The following is a 21,411-nucleotide window of genomic DNA, read 5'->3' as shown; positions in this document are numbered from 1 at the left end:
TGCCGCTCGCGCCGTCATACCGACACCTCGCTAGTGTCGGTTCGAGTAAACCGCCGTCCCAACCGATCGAACGCCAGGTAGATAACCGGCGTGGTAAACAGCGTCAGCACCTGGCTCACCAGCAACCCGCCCACCATCACCAGCCCCAAGGGCTGGCGCAGTTCCGCGCCGGACCCGGTGGCGAGCATCAGCGGCACCGCGCCGAACAAGGCCGCCAGGGTGGTCATCAGAATCGGGCGGAAGCGCAGCAACGCCGCCTGGTAGATCGCCGTCTGCGGATCTACACCCTGGTTGCGCTCGGCATCGAGGGCGAAGTCGATCATCATGATCGCGTTCTTCTTGACGATGCCGATCAGCAGGATGATGCCGATGATCGCGATCATGCCCAGGTCGTTGCCGCTCAGGATCAACGCGAGCAAGGCACCGATGGCGGCCGAGGGCAAGGTCGAGAGGATCGTGATCGGGTGGATGTAGCTCTCGTACAGCACGCCCAGCACGATGTACATGGTCACCACCGCCGCCAGGATCAGCAGCAAGGTACTCGACAGCGAGGCCTGGAACGCCTGGGCCGCGCCCTGGAATTCGGTCTGCACGCCTACGGGCATGCCGATTTCGTGCTGGACCTTCTCGATCACCTCCACCCCATGCCCGAGGGCCACGCCCGGCGCAAGGTTGAAGGACATCATCACCGCCGGGAACTGGCCGATGTGGGCAATCGCCAACTGGGCCTGACGCTCCTCGACCCGGGCCAGGCTCGACAGCCGCACCTGTCCGCCATCGGTGGTCTTGACGTAAATCTGATCCAGGGCCTGGGGACCGATCCTCTCCCCGGACTGGGCCTGCAGCACCACCCGGTACTGGCTGGCCTGGGTGTAGATGGTGGAGATCTGCCGTTGGCCAAAAGCGTCATACAGCGCATCGGTGATGTTCGACACCGACACGCCCAGCCGTGAAGCGGCGTCACGGTCGATCACCAGATAGACCTGGAGCCCCTTGTCCTGCAGGTCGCTGGCGACGTCGGTCAGTTCCGGCTGGCGGGCCAGGGCCTCCACCAGGCGGCCGCTCCACAGGGTGAGCAATTCGGCGTCCGGCGACGATAGGCTGAACTGGTACTGAGTGCGACTGACCCGATCTTCGATGGTCAGGTCCTGCACCGGCTGCATGAACAGGCGGATGCCCACCAGGCGATCCAGTTGCGGCTGCAGGCGGGCAATGATCTCGCTGGCGCTGTCGTCCCGCTTGTTGTGGGGCTTGAGATTGATCAGCAGGCGGCCGCTGTTGAGGGTGGCGTTGTCGCCGTCCACGCCAATGTACGAAGACAGACTCTCCACCGCCGGATCGGCAAGGATCACCTTGGCCAGTGCTTGCTGGCGTTCGCTCATGGCCGCGAAGGAAATCGACTGCGGCGCCTCGGAAATGCCCTGGATCACCCCGGTGTCCTGTACCGGGAAAAACCCCTTGGGCACGGCCAGATACAACACCACCGTGAGCACGAGACTGCCGACCGCCACCAGTAGGGTCAGCGGCTGATGCCTGAGCACCCATTGCAGCTTGCGACCATAGGCGGCGATCAGCCAGTCGATCCACGCCCCGCTGGCGCGGTAGAAACGCCCCTGCTCATCCTCCTTTGGCTCACGCTTGAGCAAGCGCGCGCACATCATCGGGGTCAGGGTCAGGGACACCACCAGGGAAATCAGGATCGCCACGGCCAGGGTGATGGCGAACTCACGGAACAACCGCCCCACCACGTCGGCCATGAACAACAGCGGGATCAACACCGCAATCAGCGACAGGGTCAGGGAAACCAGCGTGAAACCGATCTGCTTCGCACCCTTGAGCGCCGCCTGCAACGGGCTGTCGCCCTCCTCGATGTAACGGGCGATGTTCTCCAACATGACGATGGCATCGTCCACCACGAAACCGGTGGCAATGGTCAGGGCCATCAATGTCAGGTTGTTGATGGAGAACCCCGCCAGGTACATCACGCCGAACGTACCGATCAACGACAGCGGCACGGCCACCGACGGGATGATGGTGGCGCTGAAACGGCGCAGGAACAGGAACGTCACCATGACCACCAGGGCAATGGCGATCAGCAATTCATGCTGCACGTCGGTGACCGAAGCGCGGATGGTCTGGGTGCGGTCGGTGAGCACGGTGACGTCCAGGCCGGCCGGCAGGTTGTCGGTGATGCTCGGCAACAGCGCCTTGATCCGGTCCACCACTTCAATGACGTTGGCCCCCGGCTGACGCTGGATGTTCAGCAGTACGGCCTGGTTCTCGTTGGCCCAGGCGGCCAGGCGCTCGTTCTCGGCGCCATCGACAATCTGTGCCACGTCCTTGAGCCGCAACGGTGCGCCGTTGGCGTAGGCCAGGATCAGCTCGGCGTAGTCCTTGGGCGAGGTCAACTGATCGTTGGCATCGAGCATCGATACCCGGGTCTCGCCGTCGAAGTTACCCTTGGGCTGATTGACGTTGGAAGCGCCGATCAGGGTGCGCACGTCCGCCAGATTGAGGCCGTTGGCCGCCAGGGCTTGGGGGTTGACCTTGATCCGTACCGCCTGGCGCTGGCCGCCGGCGATGGTGACCATGCCGACGCCGCTGATCTGAGCGATCTTCTGCGCCATGCGCGTATCGACCAGATCGTTGAGCTTGGGTAGCAGCATGGTCTTGGAGGTGATCGCCAGGGTCAGCACCGGGGTGTCGGCCGGGTTGACCTTGTTGTACACCGGCGGCGCCGGCAGGTCGGTCGGCAGCAGATTGGTGGCCGCGTTGATCGCCGCCTGCACCTGCTGCTCGGCGACATCCATGTTGATCTCGAGGTTGAAGCGCAGGGTAATCACCGAGGCGCCACCGGAGCTGGTGGAGGCCATCTGGGTCAGGCCGGGCATCTGCCCGAACTGCCGCTCCAGGGGCGCGGTCACGGCGCTGGTCATCACGTCGGGGCTCGCGCCCGGGTACAGGGTCATGACGCGGATGGTCGGATAGTCGACCTGGGGCAATGCCGACACCGGCAGCAGCCGATAGGCGATCAGGCCGGCCAGGACAATGGCCAACATGCTCAGGGTGGTGGCCACCGGACGCAGGATGAACAGCCGCGAGAGGTTCATGCGCTGCCCTTTTTCGCCTTGTCGGCCCCGGCCGGTTCAGCCGGGGCTGCCGCAGGCTTGCCTTGCAGGTGTTCGGTCGGCGTGGTCGGCACCTCCTGGCTGTCGTTGACCACCTCCACTTCGCTGCCTTCCTTCAAGCGGTCAGTGCCTTCGAGCACCACCCGGTCACCGGCGGCCAGTCCCTCCGTGACCACGGTATTTTCGCCGTCACTGGGGCCGATCTTGAGCGGTTTGATGGTGACCTTCTTGTCGCCCTCCAAGGCGTAGACGAAGGTGCCGTTGGTACCGAACTGAATGGCGGCGGTCGGCACCAGGACCACCCCCTTGAGCGTGTCGGCCAACAGGCGCACGTTGACGAACTGATTGGGGAACAGCGATTGCTCGCGGTTATCGTAGCGGGCCTTGAACTTCAGGGTGCCGGTGGTGATGTCGATCTGGTTGTCCAGGCTCTGCAGCACGCCGCTGGCCTGGAGTTTCACATCGCCACGGTCCCAGGCTTCGACGGGCAGCTTCGCGCCGCTGCGGTAGCGGGCGAGCACTGTGTCGAGGTTGTTTTCCGGGAGGGTGAACACGACGTTGATGGGCTGGGTCTGGGTGATGACCGCCAGGGCCGTGGTGTCGTTGGCCGCAACCAGGTTGCCGATGTCCAGTTGCCGCAAACCTACACGCCCGGAGATCGGCGCACGTATCTTGGTGAACTCCAGGTTGAGCCTGGCGTCATTGACCGCCGCCTGGTTGGTCTTGACAGTACCTTGATACTGCCCCACCAGCGCGGCAGCGGTGTCGAGGGTTTGCTTGGCGATGCTGTCCTCGGCATACAGGCCGCGATAGCGTTCAAGATCGACCTGGGCGTTTTTCAACTGGGCCTGGTTCTGCAGCAATGTCCCCTCGGCCTGCAGCAAGGCATTCTGGTAGGGACGCGGATCGATCTCGGCCAGCAGGTCCCCGGCCTTCACCATCTGCCCTTCTTCGAAGGCGATCTTGACCAGCTCACCGCCCACCCGGCTGCGCACGTTGATGGTATTGAGCGCCGTGACCGTGCCCAATGCCTTGTAATACAACGGGAAATCCCCGGTGACGGCGGCAGCCACCCGAACCGGGATCGGCCCCGTCGCACCGCCAAACCCGGGCCGCATGCCGCCCGAACGCCCCATGTGCCCAGCGGCAGCCTTCTGCCCGGTAGTGGATTTGTGATCCGCGCCGGAGGGCCAGAATTTCCAGGCCAACACCGCGACGACCAGCACGATGAACAGGCTCAACAGCCAGCGACGGGAATTGCGGGGAGCAGAGGATTGCATGGAGTGATCAACCATTGGGCGCGTGGGCATCTTTTATGGAAGGCTGAACGATAAGCACTGGCGGGTATTTAGCAAAGCGCCTTTACCGGCAATTTACCTTGGGCTTACGTATCGCTTGGCAGGCTAAGCGTTTGAAGTACAAAAGAAAACGGCCTGGACAGGGCCAGGCCGTTAACAATTGTAATAAATACGCTATTCAGAGCACTTATTTCAGGACAGCGAGTGCAGCGTCGTAGTTTGGCTCTTCGGCGATTTCCTTGACCAGTTCGCTGTGCAGCACGGTGTCGTTTTCGTCCAGCACGACCACGGCACGTGCGGTCAGGCCCTTCAGCGGGCCGTCGGCAATGGCCACGCCGTAGTTCTGGATGAACTCGGCACCGCGCAGGGTGGAAAGGTTCTGAACGTTCTCCAGGCCTTCGGCGCCGCAGAAACGCGCCTGGGCGAACGGCAGGTCAGCGGAGATGCACAGCACGACAGTGTTGTTCAGCTCGTTGGCCTGGGCATTGAATTTGCGCACGGACGTGGCGCAGGTCGGGGTGTCGACGCTTGGGAAAATATTCAGCACCTTACGCTTGCCGGCGAAATCCTTAAGGGAAACGTCCGACAGATTGCCGGCAACCAGGGAAAAGGCTGGCGCCTTGGAACCGGCTTGCGGCAACTGGCCGTTGACTTGAACCGGGTTGCCTTTGAGGGTGACTTGAGCCATGAGCGGATTCCTTCTGACATGTTTGAAAAAGGTCGAGGCCGGAGTTAACCATGAAATGCCGCCGCGACCTATGGCTGGACATAAAAAGTCATGATGCCCGCTCCCACAAAGGCATTATTTCGCCTTGAGCTTGAGAAACGACTGGTGCAGATCCGCCGCCCACCCATCGATGACGCCCTTGACGTCATCGGGTTTCATCACCTGAGACTCGTTGGACAATGGCCTGCCCGTGCCCTTGCGCACCACCTGGGCGAGCACTGCGTTGTTACCTCCATCGAGGAACACCGCCTCGGTGCCCAGCGTGGTTTCCTGGTCGCGAATACCGCTGGCGGTACTGACGGCGGCCGCCACCAGTGCAATCGGCACCACCTCATAGGGCTTCAAGCCTTCGGTCTTGCTACTGACTGCGGTGATGGCCGCACGTATCACCAACACACCCGGTCCAGGCCCCGTCGCCAAGGGCAATGACTTTCCCGCCTCGCGCTTGAGCGCCTGATCGTAATAGCCCGTGATGCCGGACAGCGTCGCCTGGGGGATCTTCACGGTTGGCTGCGGCTTGGGATAGAGCTGTGTCGGTTCGATATACAGACGGGTGTAGTTGCCCAGGTCAATCTTCGGATCGAGCCAACGCATGACCTCGGCACCCGACGGTGATTTTTCCTCCTTGAGCCGGCTGTAATCACCCAGGAAACCGGAGTACTCATCCGGCTGGGTAGTCGTGCTGGAGCACCCGGTCAAAGCGGACGAGGTCATGCATACGGCGCCAATCAACGATGCGAACTTCATGCTGCCACTCCTGTAAGCCACACGAGACGGGGCTGGGCACTACAGGTATAGCCAATGAGCGGCTTTTTGCCTGCTCGGGCATCAGAGTACCGTTTTTTGGACGACCGAGAGAATTTGACGAACGGTGGGCTTTACACCCATCACCTGTCAGACCTGACAGTAGTCAATCATCCCTGCGAAGGGTTTTGATAAAGCCAGGTGCCGATTCGATAGACACGACAATGATTGGCCACAGGAGCATATGGCATGACCACCAGCCAGAACACAGACAGTGACATCCAGGCCGTCGATCCGGTCCAGATCCCGGGCATGATATCGGTTGTGCATCCAGCGAACCCGGACGGCGGGCTTCCCCTCAGCCTCTTCGCCAATGGACTTCTTACACTTCGGGTCGATCCCTGGACGCAACAGAGTGGGGGTGATAACGCCCGTATCTTGCTGGGTGATTCCGATGTCCCCGTCTTGAACAAAACCATTGACGATAGTGAAAAAGACAGCCCCTTCAATATGTATCTCCAAGGCGATCTGCTGAGTCACGGCATCAATAAGATTCGCTTGAGTGTGCTGCGTATCAATCAGACGACACCTCAGACATCGGTGCCCTTGACCGTATTACTTCACCGGCCACGCCCTGGTGGTGAAGTATCCGGCCCCGGTGATAACCCGAACCTGACACTGACCCTGCCGGCCGACGTCATCGCCAACGGCGTGGACGCGGCAACGGCTGCCCAAGGGGTATCAGTGAAAATCAGTTATCCCTATATGCGTGCGGACGACGTCATTACCCTTGATCGTGACAGTCAGGAAACACGGCACACCGTAACCGCTTTCGAAGCCAGTGTCGGCAACGTGGACATCATCCTGAGGACCGCGGACTTCTGGCAGGACAATCCCAGGTTCGCCTTGCAGTACAGGGTGATGGATCTGCTCGGTAATACCAGCGGGCCACAAGCCATATGGTCACGTACGACCTACATTGACGTGCATGTTCGCCAACCGGCACTGGACCTGATAAGGCCCAAGGTACTGGAAGCCAGGGAGCTCAACGGCGAACGGCTGAACTTCGAAATCGATTTCTACTACGCCGACTTCGCCACCGTCGAAGTCAACTATACCGGCTCAGCCCGGGACCAGCAGGTCAAGGTGTACTGGATTGGGCGCAATTCGACTTATGGCAGTGAAATCCAGACGGTCTCTCAGGCCGGACAGACCCTGACCTTCCAGATTCCCAGGAACGAAGTGGTGGACTGCATCGGCACCGGAGCAGCCGTCATGTATACCGTCAGGCTGCCAGGGACCATTACGGATCTACCTTCAGCCCGATTGAACCTCACCGTTACCGCGCAAAAACACCGGCTGCCGGAACCCACGCTCGATAGCAGCAAAACCAATCTGCGGGCTTATCACCCCATGTTTTCCACGGCCCACTCCGCAAGAGTGGCGCTGTTCGGCGTGACGGTCCGATACGGCCAGGAAATTCCTATTACACCGAACACCAGCCAAACCGACCTGCGGGTGGATCCTGCCTGGATCAGCGAAAACCGGGGACGTCCCATCATGATCAATTGGACGCTCAGAGAAACCGGTACGGGTACGCCGATTGTCTTTTCATGGTTTCTGAGATTGACCGCCTGACTCAGGCTTTCAACGTCACACCCGTTTTGGTACACCCGGACAGTGCAAGTCCATCGCAGGAGAACGTATCATGCGTAAACTACTGGGGCTGCTGTTAATCACGTTAGTGGTCGGTTGCGCACAGGTCGCGACGGAGCCGCCTGACGCCGTCGGCATCAATGGTGTCCAGGTACTCGATGGAACGGAAACCGCCAGTTTCCTGACCACGCTTTACCATCGCAAATTTCCCAACTGCAACAACTCCGACTCTCAACCCTCATTTCTCTGTTCGGGGGTCACCCTCAGAGTGACGGTGAAAGACCCCGAAGGAAAATACAAAGTCTGGGACCCAAGCCCAACGTCAATCACCAGTGGCGGAGTGTCCTTCTCCTATCTGCGGGCAGATGCCAATTTCGGGAGGTTGGCATGGGGGAACGGCGACGGTTATATCCTCTATCCCATCTTCAGCGCGCCGCCTGACAAGATTGACCTGGACTATCTGTGCTCATACCCGATGGATGCCTGGAGCTGGTACCGAACCCCTCCCTGCGGTGCTTCCGCGGACTATCCTGCGCTAAGCCGCCCCTGCCACGTGGCCGGAGTGACCACCGCGCAACAATGGCTGGGCGTGTGGACAATGCCGGGTGGCAATGAATACCTGCGCCAATGCGGATTCGATGTCAGTGATGATCGCAATCACCTGGCGGGACCCGCTTTTTACCAATCATTGCTGAGCAAATCCCTGGTAGGAGAAAGGGGATTCGCAGAGCATAACGAAATCATTATCAAGACCTGGACGCCGGGACGGCCGAACACTTTTCCCATCATGGCGTTTTTCTTTGTCGCTGGGGGCACCAACGCGGGGTTGGCCGATGCCCAATACAACCAACGCGACTTCTATAACTCCACCAATCCGAAAATCATAGTGCCGATCATTCGTTTGGTTCCTGCCACCAGTGCCACTGCAAGTGCGACGTTCACCTACGTCGCGGCAGATCAGGTGGTGAAACCTTAGCTTTAGCCGGACCCGCGCTCAGAGGATCCTTGCGCACCCGAAGCCTGCTAGCGGCTGTCAGTCCAAACTATGCCCCCCACTTACTCCACAACGGACCCAGTGGTAACGCCATGAATACGTTGATGCGGAAGTTCATCGGTCTGTTGTTAGTTGCTGTGGCAGTGGGTTGCACGCAACTCGGGACACAGCCGCCTGAAATCACCAACATCAATGGCAGCCAGGTGCTCAATGGACCGGAGACTGCAGCCTATCTGACGACACTCTATGGTCGTAATTTCGCCAACTGTCACCATTCAGAATCCCAACCGGCCTTCCTCTGCTCGGGCGTCGTTCATCGACTGACCATAAAAGACCCCGCCGAAAGATATAAAGTCTGGGACCCCAGCCCGATTTCGTTGGAAAATGGCGGCGTATCCTTTTCCTATATGCGGGCAGATACCAACTTCAGTCACTTTGGTGGGGCCTATCAAAACGGCTATATCGTGTATCCCGTTCTCGAGGCGCCGGCGGACAAAATCCATCTGCAATATATGTGTTCATACCCGATGGATGCCTGGACGCAAAGCCGCCTACAAGTGTGTGGACCGCATGCAAATTATCCTTATCACAGTAATTTGTGCCAATACCACAACGTGACCATCGCCGAGCAATGGGTGTACGTATGGACCTATCCTGATCCTAATGCCCAACACCCTATTCAACAGTGCGGATTCGACGTCAGCGATGGTCGCAACACCCTGGCCGGGCCTGCCTTCAGGGAATCATTGCGGGCCAGGGCGTTGTTAGCAGCGACTCATCCAAACTACGCCCAACAGGTGTTTCACGACCATAACGAAATGATTGTCAAAACCTGGACTCCGGGACAGCCCAACAGTTTACCGATCCTGGCATTCTTCTATATCGCAGGGTATAGCGAGGGACTGGCCGACGCCCAATACAACCAACGTGACTTCTACAACTCCACCCATCCGAAACTCGTGATACCGATCATTCGCCTGACACCCGCCACCAGTCTCAACGGCAGGGCTTCGTTCACCTATGTCGAAGCAGAACAGGTGGTGAAGCCATAATGCACACTGACAGGCATCGTCAATCTGTAGAAAGTGCTTTGCCGGGAAATCGAGGTACCTGCCTTTCTTCGCCTTTTCTATCGGATCTCACCGTGACACTTACCTGAAAGATGAGCGTTACAGTTGATTTTCCGCTGGCCCCCGCACTTGAACAATTGGAGACTCCAGGCAGGCCTGTCCCCTCGACACAGGCCATTGCCCGAGGACATCCAATGCGCACCATCGGCCTTATCGGCGGCATGAGCTGGGAATCCAGCGCCGAATACTATCGCTTGATCAATCAGCAGGTACGGGACCGGCTCGGGCCGTTGCGCTCGGCGCAACTGTTGATGCACAGCGTCGACTTCGGCCCGGTGGAACAGGCTCAGCATGCCGGGCGCTGGGACGATGCCGCAGCCATTCTGGTGGATGCCGCACGACGCCTTCAAGCCGGAGGCGCCGAGTGCGTGGTGCTGTGTACCAACACCATGCACAAGGTGGCGACGCAGATCCAGTCGGCCATCTCGATTCCTTTTCTGCACATCGCCGACCCCACCGGCCAGGCCGCCCTCGACGGGGGTACCATGACGGTCGGCCTGTTGGGCACGGCGTTCACCATGGAGCAGGATTTTCTCAAGGAGCGGCTGAGTGCCCAGGGGCTGACCGTGCTGGTACCCGACGCTGAAGAGCGCCAGGCGGTGCACCGCATCATTTATGACGAACTCTGCGTGGGCGTGATCAACCCGGCATCGCGCCAAGTCTACCAGCAGGTCATCGAATCTCTGACCCGCCGTGGCTCCCAGGCGATCATCCTGGGCTGCACGGAAATCGGCCTGCTGATCAAACCCGAGCACAGCGCTCTGCCCCTGCTCGACACTACCCATCTGCATGCGCGGGCAGCGGTGGCGTTTGCCTTGGAAGACTGATCGACAGCCCCTGAGGAGCGCAGCCTTGCTACGACCTGCTCAACGGAGCCGCGCCATGGCCAGGGTGTCGACCCAGCGCCCGTCACGCACGGCATAGTCACGCATCAGGCCCTCGGTTTCGAAGCCGAATTTACGATACAGCCCGACAGCGGCCTCGTTGTCGGCGTATACCGTCAGCTCCACCCGACGCAGGTTCATCCAGTTGTCCGCCACCTCCAACGCGGCGGCCAGCAGCATCGAGCCCACGCCCTTGCCTTGCCAGGCGACGGCAACGCCCATGCCAAGGCTGCCACAGTGAGCGCGACGGATGCGCGAGTACTGCTCCAGCCCCAGATTGCCAATGACCGTGCCCTGATGCAGCGCGACCAGTTTCACATGGCGCTCATCATCCATCGCCAGGCGCTTGCGCCACACCTCGGTGGACTGGAACGGCATCTGCAGCACCTGACGAGTCACCGCCGGGTCGTTGTAAAGCGCGGTGACTGCGTCGAGATGGGCTTCAGTGAAACGGGCAATGGTGATCGTGGGCTCTGACATACGACTCCTTCCTGGAAACGTGACATGGCCTTCGACTATAAACCGACGATCATCCGGTAGCGAATGTACAGACGCCTTCGCGGGCAAGCCCGCTCCCACATTGGACTTGGCTGTATGCAGCTTTTGCATACACCCTCAGACCCTGTGGGAGCGAGTCTGCTCCGGGCGGCGATCCGACGATGAGGCCTTCAGCGTCAGCGAATATCTCGCTTATTGATGTTGCACCTGCACCATCGAGTTCACCTGCACCCGCGCTTGCATCTGCTCTGCCCCGCCGCCCCGGCGCATGCCGCGTACCGGGCAGGCGTCGAGGTAGTCCAGGCCGACCGCCAGCTTCAGGTGCCGGTCTGGACGGATCAGGCGGTTGGTCACATCGAAGCTGTACCAGCCGTCGTCCAGCCAGGCTTCGGCCCAGGCATGGCTGGCCAGATGAGCCTCATCTTCGGTGTACAAGTAACCGGAGACATAACGCGCCGCAATACCCAGGCTGCGCGCGCAGGCCAGGAAGGCATGGGTATGATCCTGGCAGACGCCCGCACCGCCGGCAAACGCCTCGGCGGCGGTGCTGCTGACTGCGGTCGCGCCAGGGCTATAAGGCATGCGCGCCACGAGGCCTTCCATCAGATCGACCAGGGCTGCACGATCGCGTCGTCCCGCACATTGCGCCACGGCAAACGCACTGAGCGCGTCGTCCGCCTGAGTCAGGCGGCTGGTGCGCAGGAACGGCAGCGGCGACTGCGAATCTGGTTCCATCTCCACATCCTGATGGATTTCCACTTCGCCATAAGCGGTCAGCACCAAGGCGCCGTGGGGCTCGTCCATGGTCATGACATGCAGGATGTTGCCATACGGGTCGAGCTGGCTTCGCACCAGGCGCGGCAGTTCCAGATGCCATTGCAGGACGCGCTGGCGCTGGCTGTCCTTCGGGGTCAGGCGCAGGAACTGGATGCTGGTGCAGACTTCATCGGCATAGCGGTAGGTAGTGTCGTGGCGTATGGACAGTTTCATACGACCTCCAGATAGGACTCGTGAACGGTCTGGCCCAGATGACGGATCTGGTCGATGAGGTCGGTCAGCCAAAGGTGCAGGCCCGACGCCAGGATCTCGTCAATCCCGGAATAACGCAGGCGCGCATTCAGTTCCGCGGCCAGGCGCTGAGCCGGACGGCCGTTGTGGCCGGGCAGGCTGGCGAGGATCTGATCGAGTTCCTCGATGCAGGCATGCAATGAGCGCGGAACATCGGCGCGCAGCAGCAACATTTCCGAAACCTGCTCGGCATTCGGCGCATTACGGTAGATCTCGTTGAACGCCTCGAACGACGACAGCGCCCGCAGCAAAGCGCTCCACTGGTAATAGCCGCGCGCCGAGTCGTCGCTGACTTCTTCCGATTCCTCGCCAAACATTTCGTAGCGTGCATCCAACAGGCGCAGCGTGTTGTCCGCCCGCTCGATGAACGTCCCCAGGCGAATGAAGCAGTAGGCATCGTTGCGCATGATGGTGCCCGACGTCGCGCCGCGGAACAGATGCGAGCGCTCCTTGACCCATTCGCAGAAATGACTGATGCCATAGCGGCCCAAGCCGTTGCTGGCGATGTTGCGCATCTCCAGCCAAGTAGCGTTGATGTTTTCCCACATGTCGGCGGTGATGCGCCCGCGCACCGCATGGGCATTGGTCCGCGCCGCCCGCAGGCAGTTGTAGATACTGCCGGGATTGGTTTCGTCCAGGGCGAAGAAATGCAGCATGTGTTCGCTGTTGAGTTCGCCATAACGCGCGTTGTAATCGTCCAGCGTACCGGCCGCCAGCAGCGACATCGCCAGCTCGGCATGACCGTCGCTGCGCCCGGCCTGGGGCATCAGCGACAGCGAGTAACTGACTTCGAGCATGCGCGCCAGGTTCTCTGCGCGCTCCAGGTAGCGGGACATCCAGTAGAGGTCCGAAGCGGTTCTTGAAAGCATGTCTTAATCCTCCACTACCCAAGTGTCCTTGGTGCCGCCGCCCTGGGACGAGTTCACCACCAGCGAGCCTTCGCGAAGCGCCACACGGGTCAGGCCACCCGGCACGAGGCGGGTTTCCTTGCCCGACAGCACGAACGGCCGCAGGTCGATATGACGCGGCGCGATACCATTCTCGACAAAGGTCGGGCAGGTGGACAGGCTCAGGGTCGGTTGGGCGATATAGGCTTCGGGACGGGCCTTGAGTCGTGCGCGGAAGTCTTCGATTTCCGCCGCGGTGGCCGCCGGCCCCACCAGCATGCCGTAGCCGCCGGAACCCTGGGTTTCCTTGACCACCAGGTCGGGCAGGTTCGCCAGTACATGGGACAATTCCTGGGGCTTGCGACACTGCCAGGTAGGGACATTCTTCAGAATGGGTTCTTCGGTGAGATAGAAGCGGATCATCTCGTCGACATAAGGGTAGATCGACTTGTCATCGGCAACGCCGGTGCCGACCGCGTTCGCCAGCACCACATTACCGGCCCGGTAAACGGCGATCAGGCCCGGCACGCCCAGCATCGATTCGGGATTGAACGACAGCGGGTCGAGATAGGCATCATCGAGACGCCGGTAGATCACATCCACCTGCTTGGGACCGGCGGTCGTGCGCATGTAGACATGGTCGTCGCGCACGAACAGGTCGGCGCCCTCCACCAGTTCCACGCCCATTTCCCGAGCCAGGAACGCATGTTCGAAGTAGGCGCTGTTGAAGCGGCCCGGAGTCAGGACCACGGCGGTGGGATTATCCAGCGGGCTCGAACGCTTGAGAGTGTCGAGCAAAAGGTTCGGGTAATGATCGATGGGGGCTACCCGCTGAGCGGCGAAGAGCTCGGGAAACAGCCGCATCATCATCTTGCGGTCTTCGAGCATGTAGCTGACACCGCTGGGCGTGCGCAGATTGTCTTCCAGCACGTAGTAACTGCCATCACCGTCGCGAACCAGGTCGACACCGGCGATATGGGCGTAGATGCCCCGGTGCAGGTTCAGGCCCTGCATCGCAATCTGGTAACCCTCGTTGGCCAGCACTTGCTCGGCGGGGATGATGCCTTCCTTGAGGATGTGCTGTTGGTGATAGATGTCGGCCAGGAACATGTTCAGGGCCTGGACCCGCTGGATGCAGCCCTGCTCGACCTTCTGCCACTCACTGGCCTTGATGCTGCGGGGAATGATGTCGAAGGGAATCAACCGCTCGGTGCCCTGCTCGTCCCCATACAGGGTGAAGGTGATTCCGGCTCGATGGAACAGCAGGTCGGCTTCGCGTCGGCGTTGATCGAGCAGTTCGACCGGCGTGTCCGCCAGCCAACGGGCGAAGGCTTGGTAATGCGGGCGGCAGTCACCCTTGGCGTCATACATTTCATCAAAAAAAGCTCGGGGCATAGCCAACTCCCAGCCGCGTTCTACACGGCATTTCTTATTACTTCGTCATTCCAATGGTCCGGCCTTGCCTTGTGTTAATGAGCCCTGTTTTCTCTTGGCACCTCGATAGACATCCGTCTCTGCTGTGGCCTTTGCGTCTGGATGACGTGCGCCCCCTTGGTTAAATCCGCGTGATCAATCGCTCCCATAATTAATTGGCTTGAGCTCTGGAAGCGTAGCAAAGGCTATGCCTAAGCACGGAGCAGCAAGAAACTGCTGGCGAAAACGGCGGAAAATTACGACCAAGCGAAATTCGATGTCTTTTTTGCGACAAGAACAGCCTCTATAGCTGAAACGTTTTATTTCAGCTTTCCCTGGAGGGCGCGGGAACGAGTCGAATAGGTGCACAAAGCCCGGTAACGGGGCGCGGATGCCCTGAAAGGGGGAAATTTTTACTCACTGCCCAGGCACAAACACGTATTGCCTAAACCTCAGGCGCAAAAAAAGGCATGCCGATTCGCCCGGCATGCCTTTTTCCGTCGCAACCTGCCCCGTGCCAACGGGTTTGAACTCCGGCGTACCGAAGCGGGATACGCGATGGATAACGTCTCGCTACAGTGTCTCGGAGACTTTCTTGAACACATCCTCAGGCACCCACCCTTTCCAATCGGCGGTGTGGTTACGCAAGTAATAGCGCGCCGTCTGCTCGGGAGTCTCCTTGTTGGAAACCATTCGGGTTGCCAGCGTCCGGATGGTGTCGGTTCCCACGAACATCGACTTCAGGAAAGGAAGGACGCCCGGATGCTCTTCAGCGAACTTGGCTGAGGTGTATTTATTCAGCGGGATATCTGCATAGGCACAGGCTTGTCGGCTCCCAACGCCTTCCTTGAATTGGGCGAGGCTTTGCTTGATCGCTTCCCAGCAAGCTTCGCTGTAGGCGGGCTCTTCCAGACGCGTGAGGGCCAGCTCGCCCATCAGGGGGCTCGGATCCCAGTAGTACGTCATGAAGGGCTGCCCTTTCTCGTAAGCGGAGATGATCGCGGCGTTGAGTGCCGACTCGGACTTGAGCTCCACAGGCGTGAACGTTTTATCGATCCCGTAGGTGGCCATTTTAATCAGATTGATTTCCCGGCACGCCCAACTGCTGATGCAGTTCAGCCAGGTCGGCTTGCCCGACCCCGATGCCTGCCTGAAGACCTCGGCATACCTGGGGAGATCGGCGACGCTTTTCAGATCGGGGGTCATCGGCTTGATTCCGCGCCCCGCATCGCCCTTGATCATGTAGGTGGGGACATAGAAAGCCTGGGTAAGACGTTCATACGTGGGGCCGAAATCGAGAATGGCTTTCTTCGCCGTCTGATCCTGGACCCACTGTGGCATCAGCGAGGTAAACACCTCCATATTGATATCGATGGCACCGGTCTCCATCGCATTCTGCATTTGTGCAATATCAAGGCTGACGGATTCCACTTTCATACCGTATCCATGTTTGAGGATGTACATGGCGATATGATTGTCGATCTGGATATTTTCCCAGCCACCGTCGTAGAACCGGATCGGACGCGGGTCAGATGTCGCCAGAGCCCAGTGGGACGTCAGGCTCAGGATCAAGCACAGCACAGTACGCAAGAACATTGAAGGCATTTGGACTCTCCTATGGGTGAACGTTTTCTGCGGGGCGATGGGTCGCTGGGGTAGGTGAACCGGCAAGCGTTTCCACCACGATACTGGCGATCAGATCTCGCTGGCCTTCCACAAAGTAATGATCCCCGGCACAGAACACCGACCTGAACGCTTCGGTGGTATGTTCACGCCAGCCAGTGATGTGCACGCCTGTGGCGTAGGGATCGATCCGTCCGCCAATCGAGGTAATGGGCACCGCCAGCGGCGGATGGGCCCGGTATAGGTAGGTGTTATTGACTTCGTAGTCCGCCTTGATGATTGGAAGCATCAAGTCACGCATTTCGGCGTCATCGAACAACGCCTGATTGTTGGCAAAATTCATTTCCTTGAGCATGGCGATGAGCTCGCTGTCACCCTTTTGCGCGGACTCGCCATCCGATTCGTAATTGAACTGCAGGACATCCGAGGCGAATTGATGCTCGTTGTAGAAATGCGGTGCCCGGCTCCCGGCAAAAATCAGGTGTGAGGGGTACAGGTCGTGCTCTTTTACCAGGCGTTGAGCCACTTCAAACGCCTGGACACCACCCAGGCACAGGCCAAGGAATGCGAACGGCCGGTCCAGGTAGGGCAGCAGATCCGGCGTCAGGTTTGTCACCAGCTCTTCCATGCGGGTGTACGACTTTTCCCCCAGGCGCGCATTGCGCCCGGGCAATTGCAACAGACAGAGCTCGATATGATCCGGTAGTCGATCTGCCCACCCCTTGAACACTGCCGGCCCGCCGCCCGCATAGGGAAAGCAGATCAAACGCAGCGTTGCCTGGGGTCGAGGGGCTGGAATAACCAGGCATCCGGAGGTCTGCTCCTCTTGCGGCCTGGGCGGGCCAGCCTTTGCCGGCTCGACCGGATTGCCCGGACTGGCCGCCTCGACATGTTCCAGTACGAAATCGCCGATATCGTTAAGCGTGGCACCGACGATAAGCCTGCCCAGGGGAAAATCGATGCCGAGTTTTTTCAGACTGTTGCGAAATTCAACGGTCATCAGCGAGTCGAACCCCATCATCGTGAGGGACTTATCCATGGGCGTTGCATCAGCGTCGAAGCCGCCTGCGACACGCGCAGCGACAGCCCTCAACCGACCCAGGATGAACGCCTGTCGCTGCTCGCCCTCCAGCGACGACACCGTGTCCAGGAACGGAACCGTATCGCCCTGCGCCGTCGTCTCGCCCGCTGGCTGCTGCGCATCAATCAGCGACAGGTAGGGCCAGTCGCTGGATTGCAAATGCGCCTTGTAGGGCTTCCAGTCGATTGGCGCGATCCCCATGACACCTTGTGCGAACAGGTTGTCCCACAATCTCTGCAAGCCGACTTGCGCGGATATGAAGTTGATGCCCAATGCCGACAGGCGCTTCTTGAAGACACTGTCGACCCGACTGGCCATGCCTTCGGAGGACCAGGGTCCCCAGGCGATGCTCAAACCGGGTAATCCCGAGCTGACGCGATTTTCCATGATGGCGTCCATCGCACTGTTGGCCGCGACATAGTTCGCCTGGCCTTTGAATCCCAACGATGCGCTGATCGAGGAAAATCCAATAAAAAAATCCAGCGGCTGATCACGGGTGACCCGATCGAGCACCTGGGTACCCTGCAGTTTTGGCAACAGGACATGTTCGAGGGACGACGCACTCAGTTTCGACAGGACAGCGTCTTCAACCGTCCCCGCCAATTGCAACACACCTCGTAGCGGCCATTGCAGAGCGCCGATGTACGACGTCAGGGCAACGGTGGCCTCATCCGTGGCGATATCCAGACGCAGATAATCGATGCTCACACCCTGGTGCCTGAAGTTGTCCAGTACGGTCGAGCCCGTTGCGTCCAGCGACTTACGCCCAACCACCGCCAAATGACGGGCGCCCTTCTCCACGAGCCAGGCAAGGACCTCGCGCCCTAGCCCACCGAACCCGCCGACAACCAGATAGGTCGCTTGCGCACTTAACGCCACGTGCGTCGACTTCACTCGGGAGGCTTCCACGAGCCTGGGTACATGGACGCCACCCTGACGAATAGCGAATTGATCCTCCTGGTCGTTCGCAAGCATCAATTGCGCGGCAAGCGACAGATCGACGTCCTCCAGGTCTGGCGGCAAGTCGATGAAACCGCCCCAGGCCGCGGGCTCTTCCTGGGCGATCACTTTGGCCAATCCCCAAAGCGGCGCTTGTGCAACATTGATCAACGAAGGAGCCGAACGTACGTTGACCGCTGCACGCGTCACGATCCAGAACCTGGCGATCTCTGACCGGGAGGCGCTCGCCAGTGCTTGCAGGGTCGCCACAACGCTGTACAGACCGGTCTCCAAGGGAGCGAAGCTTTCCCGTCCTGAAAGGCGATCCTGGGAGACTATCGGGTCGGTCCCGCCGAGGTGAACCACGCCTTTGATCGGGCACTGCGTAGAGACTGGCAGCGACTGGAACAACTCATGGAGATCCTCGGGGAAGCCAGTCCTGATGTGCCAGAGATGGGCGCTGACCCGGCGGCAGTCATCGGCGAACAGCGCATGAACCACCGGCCCGTCAGTATTCGGCAGGCCCTTGCCAATACCCTGGACCAGCTCACTGGAGCCACCGATAAACAGCCATATCCCGCCAGGACTCTGATCGTCAACGACCGGCGTACGACTGGGGCGCGGCACCCACTCCACCGTCGTCAGCCATTGCGACCTGGCTGGAACAGGACGCCCTAGCCAGTGGCAGGACCGCTGGAATGGGTAGTTCGGGACAGTGACGCGTGTCGACGTCGAACCGTTCAGAAGCGTATTCCAGTCCAGCTCGACCCCGGACTCGAACAGCTGTCCTGCGCTTTGCAGAAGCTGGTCCCGATCGGCGATCTTACTGCTCAGGCTGGTTATCCAGCTGACCTGGTCGGCGTCATCAGGTTGCAGGCACGCCGCTCCGATCGTTGACAGCACCGCCTTCGGCCCGATTTCGAGAAACGTGCGGCCACCGTTTTCGAATGCGGCTTGGATGCAGTCCATGAAACGTACTGGCTGGCGAACATGTTCCAGCCAGTACTCCGGCGTCATCAGGCGCTCTGCCGCAATCTTTGCGCTGACGTTGCTGATCAGCGGATAGCGCGGCGGCGACAGGCTGATACGTTTGAGAACGGAGGCAAAGGAGGCCAGCATCGGCTCCATCAGTGCAGAGTGAAACGCGTGAGAAACCTTCAGGCGCGTGAACTGGGTTTGCCGGGCATCGAGCACACGGTGGAGCCTGTCCAATTCATTCAACGCACCGGACACCACCACATTACCTGGGCCGTTGATGGCCGCGATGCTCAGGTCGATGGCATGTTCCGCCAGCAGTTGCTCCAACACTTCGCCCTTGAGTGTGATGGCTGACATTCCACCATCGCGCGGCAGTGCCTGCATAAGGCGACCCCGCTCGGCCACCAGGGTCATACCATCTTCCAGACTGAATACGCCTGCCACGCAGGCCGCCGAAAACTCACCCAGGCTATGTCCGAGCAGGATCTCGGGGACAACGCCAAGGCTCAGCCACACCTGGGCAAGGGAATACTCCAGCGCAAACAACGCAGGTTGTGCGTAGCGTGTCTGATCGATCAGCCCGGCATCATCCTGCGCGGAAGGGAAAAGGATCGTGAGCAGGGAGACGCCTATGCAATTGCGTGCAATCGTATCGCAGCGATCGAGAGACGCCCGGAACACCTCGTTATGCGCGTAGAGATCCTTGCCCATGCCCGGAAACTGAGCCCCTTGTCCGGTGAAGACAAACACCAGCCCAGGCTCCCTGGCAGGATCGACCCAGCGAATATCCTGGTCGCCTTGTTGAAGCCTGGCGAGCAGGGTTTCTGTCTGGCGGGCCGATGCGGCATAACGAAAAGGCAACTCCGCCCGCCCGACCCGAGCGCTGTAGCAGATGTCGCCCAGGGAGGGTGCTCCGGGACGTTCCAACCATTCCCGGTACCGGGAGATCTGCGCTTTCAGCGCACCGCGGTCCTTTGCGCAAAGCGCCAGGAGATAAGGACCGTCGGCCTCTTTCTCCTGACGGTCCGGCCGCGGCGGAGCCTCCTCGAGTACGACATGTGCGTTCGTCCCCCCTACGCCGAAAGAACTGACGCCTGCGCGGCGCGGCAGGTCAGTGGCCGGCCATGGAACGGTTCGAGCGCTGATGAAAAAAGGACTGCCGTCCAGATGAATGCCTTCATTGGCCTGGGTGAAATGCAGCGTAGCGGGAATCGTCCGGTGCTTGAGGGCCAACACGGTCTTGATAAAGCCTGCCACGCCTGCCGCGGCGATGAGATGACCAATGTTGGTCTTCACCGCCCCCAATGCACAGGTATTTGCCCCGGCACCGTGCTGCGTAAACACATCCCTCAACGCTTTGAACTCGATTGGATCACCCAAGGGGGTCCCCGTCCCGTGGGTTTCCACAAAACCGAGGGTCGCAGCGCTCACCTCGGCATTCGCCAGCGCTTGCTCAATGACTTGGGCTTGTCCCTGGGAGCTGGGAGCAGCAAAGCTGACCTTGTTGGAGCCGTCGTTATTGATGGCCGATCCCTTGATGACCGCCTGGATGGTATCGCCCGCCGCCAGGGCATCGGCAAGACGCTTGAGCGTGACCAGCCCGGCGCCGCTGCCAAAGATCGTTCCCTGCGCGGCAGCATCGAACGCCCGGCAATGCCCATCCGGCGACTGGATCATCCCCTCCTGGTAGACATAACCCACGGCATGCGGGACCAGCACGGTCACACCGCCGGCCAAAGCGACATCACACTCGCCCAGCAACAGGCTTTGGCACGCCATATGGATCGAGACCAGCGAGGTCGAGCACGCCGTCTGAATGTTCAGCGCCGGCCCTCGCAGCCCCAGTTTGTAGGCGATCCGCGTCGACAGATAATCCTTATCGTTGCCCAACAGATTCATGAAGCCTGCGCTGCTGTCCAGGAAACCGCCTTCGTCGCTCCCCTCTCCTAAAACCTGGTTATGAAGATAATCGTTATGGCCTGCACCGGCGAAAACACCGATGTTCAGTGCTTCACGATCCTTGCTCAAGCCCGCCGCATCCAACGCCTCCCAGGCGCATTCGAGCAGCAGTCGATGCTGGGGATCGGTAATCGCCGCTTCGCGGGCCGGCATCTCGAAGAAACCGGCATCGAACCGATCGACATTGTCCAGGCGGGCCGCCCTGGCAACATAGTCCTCCCGGCCAGCCTGTTCAGCCGTGACACCGGCCTCCAACAAGGCCCCCAGCGAAATGGCGTCGATGGATTCCCGTCCCGAGGCCAGGTTGTCCCAGAAGGCCTCAACGGTGTCGGCACCCGGAAATCGGCAAGCCATGGAAATGACGGCAATCTCATTCCCGTGATAGTGGGTTTCGCTCATTCTCT

The 21,411-nt window shown here is 60.1% G+C and carries 14 protein-coding genes; 4 read left to right on the top strand and 10 right to left on the bottom strand.

Features of this window, described 5'->3' with window-relative positions; genetic code table 11:
• Positions 1 to 14 precede the first annotated feature (14 nt).
• The 4 genes from FBX99_RS02580 to FBX99_RS02565 form a co-directional block, all read right to left on the bottom strand.
• A complete protein-coding gene (locus FBX99_RS02580) occupies positions 15 to 3,110 on the bottom strand; it encodes an MdtB/MuxB family multidrug efflux RND transporter permease subunit (protein ID WP_145130527.1) in 3,096 nt (1,031 codons plus the stop codon).
• Positions 3,107 to 4,423, bottom strand: a complete 1,317-nt coding sequence (locus tag FBX99_RS02575; RefSeq protein WP_145130525.1) for an MdtA/MuxA family multidrug efflux RND transporter periplasmic adaptor subunit — start codon at positions 4,421 to 4,423, stop codon at positions 3,107 to 3,109. The genes FBX99_RS02580 and FBX99_RS02575 overlap by 4 nt, the downstream gene beginning before the upstream one ends.
• A gap of 190 nt (positions 4,424 to 4,613) precedes the next feature.
• Positions 4,614 to 5,114 carry a thiol peroxidase gene (gene tpx, locus FBX99_RS02570; protein ID WP_024779993.1) on the bottom strand — a complete coding sequence of 167 codons (501 nt, stop codon included), beginning with the start codon at positions 5,112 to 5,114 and terminating at the stop codon, positions 4,614 to 4,616.
• A 114-nt stretch (positions 5,115 to 5,228) separates the two neighbouring features.
• Complete coding sequence (locus tag FBX99_RS02565; protein ID WP_144921587.1) at positions 5,229 to 5,900, bottom strand: DUF3313 domain-containing protein; 672 nt, start codon at positions 5,898 to 5,900, stop codon at positions 5,229 to 5,231.
• Positions 5,901 to 6,146: 246 nt separating this feature from the next.
• Here FBX99_RS02565 and FBX99_RS02560 point away from each other — a divergent pair, with 246 nt between their 5' ends.
• From FBX99_RS02560 to FBX99_RS02545, 4 genes are all read left to right on the top strand, one after another.
• Positions 6,147 to 7,535: a hypothetical protein gene (locus FBX99_RS02560; protein ID WP_145130523.1), complete on the top strand. Its 1,389-nt coding sequence runs from the start codon at positions 6,147 to 6,149 to the stop codon at positions 7,533 to 7,535.
• 70 nt (positions 7,536 to 7,605) lie between these two features.
• Positions 7,606 to 8,529 (top strand): halovibrin HvnC, encoded by a 924-nt coding sequence (locus tag FBX99_RS02555; RefSeq protein ID WP_144921583.1) that lies wholly within the window; start codon positions 7,606 to 7,608, stop codon positions 8,527 to 8,529.
• Between the two features lie 110 nt (positions 8,530 to 8,639).
• A complete protein-coding gene (locus FBX99_RS02550) occupies positions 8,640 to 9,599 on the top strand; it encodes a halovibrin HvnC (protein WP_256662442.1) in 960 nt (319 codons plus the stop codon).
• Positions 9,600 to 9,811: 212 nt separating this feature from the next.
• Positions 9,812 to 10,504, top strand: coding sequence for an aspartate/glutamate racemase family protein (locus tag FBX99_RS02545; RefSeq protein WP_145130521.1), 693 nt, complete (start codon positions 9,812 to 9,814; stop codon positions 10,502 to 10,504).
• Between the two features lie 39 nt (positions 10,505 to 10,543).
• Here FBX99_RS02545 and FBX99_RS02540 read toward each other — a convergent pair whose 3' ends face one another.
• The 6 genes from FBX99_RS02540 to FBX99_RS02515 form a co-directional block, all read right to left on the bottom strand.
• A complete protein-coding gene (locus FBX99_RS02540) occupies positions 10,544 to 11,041 on the bottom strand; it encodes a GNAT family N-acetyltransferase (protein WP_144921577.1) in 498 nt (165 codons plus the stop codon).
• 210 nt (positions 11,042 to 11,251) lie between these two features.
• Positions 11,252 to 12,049: a transglutaminase family protein gene (locus FBX99_RS02535; protein ID WP_144921574.1), complete on the bottom strand. Its 798-nt coding sequence runs from the start codon at positions 12,047 to 12,049 to the stop codon at positions 11,252 to 11,254.
• The gene (locus FBX99_RS02530; protein ID WP_144921570.1) at positions 12,046 to 12,996 is read right to left on the bottom strand and encodes an alpha-E domain-containing protein; all 951 of its coding nucleotides are present in this window, start codon (positions 12,994 to 12,996) and stop codon (positions 12,046 to 12,048) included. Before FBX99_RS02530 ends, FBX99_RS02535 begins: the two co-directional genes overlap by 4 nt.
• 3 nt (positions 12,997 to 12,999) lie before the next feature.
• Positions 13,000 to 14,409, bottom strand: coding sequence for a circularly permuted type 2 ATP-grasp protein (locus FBX99_RS02525; RefSeq protein WP_145130519.1), 1,410 nt, complete (start codon positions 14,407 to 14,409; stop codon positions 13,000 to 13,002).
• A 591-nt stretch (positions 14,410 to 15,000) separates the two neighbouring features.
• Complete coding sequence (locus FBX99_RS02520) at positions 15,001 to 16,032, bottom strand: glycine betaine ABC transporter substrate-binding protein (protein ID WP_144921564.1); 1,032 nt, start codon at positions 16,030 to 16,032, stop codon at positions 15,001 to 15,003.
• A gap of 10 nt (positions 16,033 to 16,042) precedes the next feature.
• Entirely contained in the window at positions 16,043 to 21,406 is a 5,364-nt protein-coding gene (locus FBX99_RS02515; RefSeq protein WP_144921561.1) for a type I polyketide synthase, read from the bottom strand.
• Positions 21,407 to 21,411 lie beyond the last annotated feature (5 nt).

It is taken from the genome of Pseudomonas sp. SJZ074, from assembly GCF_007828215.1.
In the GTDB taxonomy this organism is placed as follows: Bacteria; Pseudomonadota; Gammaproteobacteria; order Pseudomonadales; family Pseudomonadaceae; genus Aquipseudomonas.
Note: the sequence above shows the minus strand (reverse complement) of the source record. Positions and strands in the feature narration are given on the sequence as shown.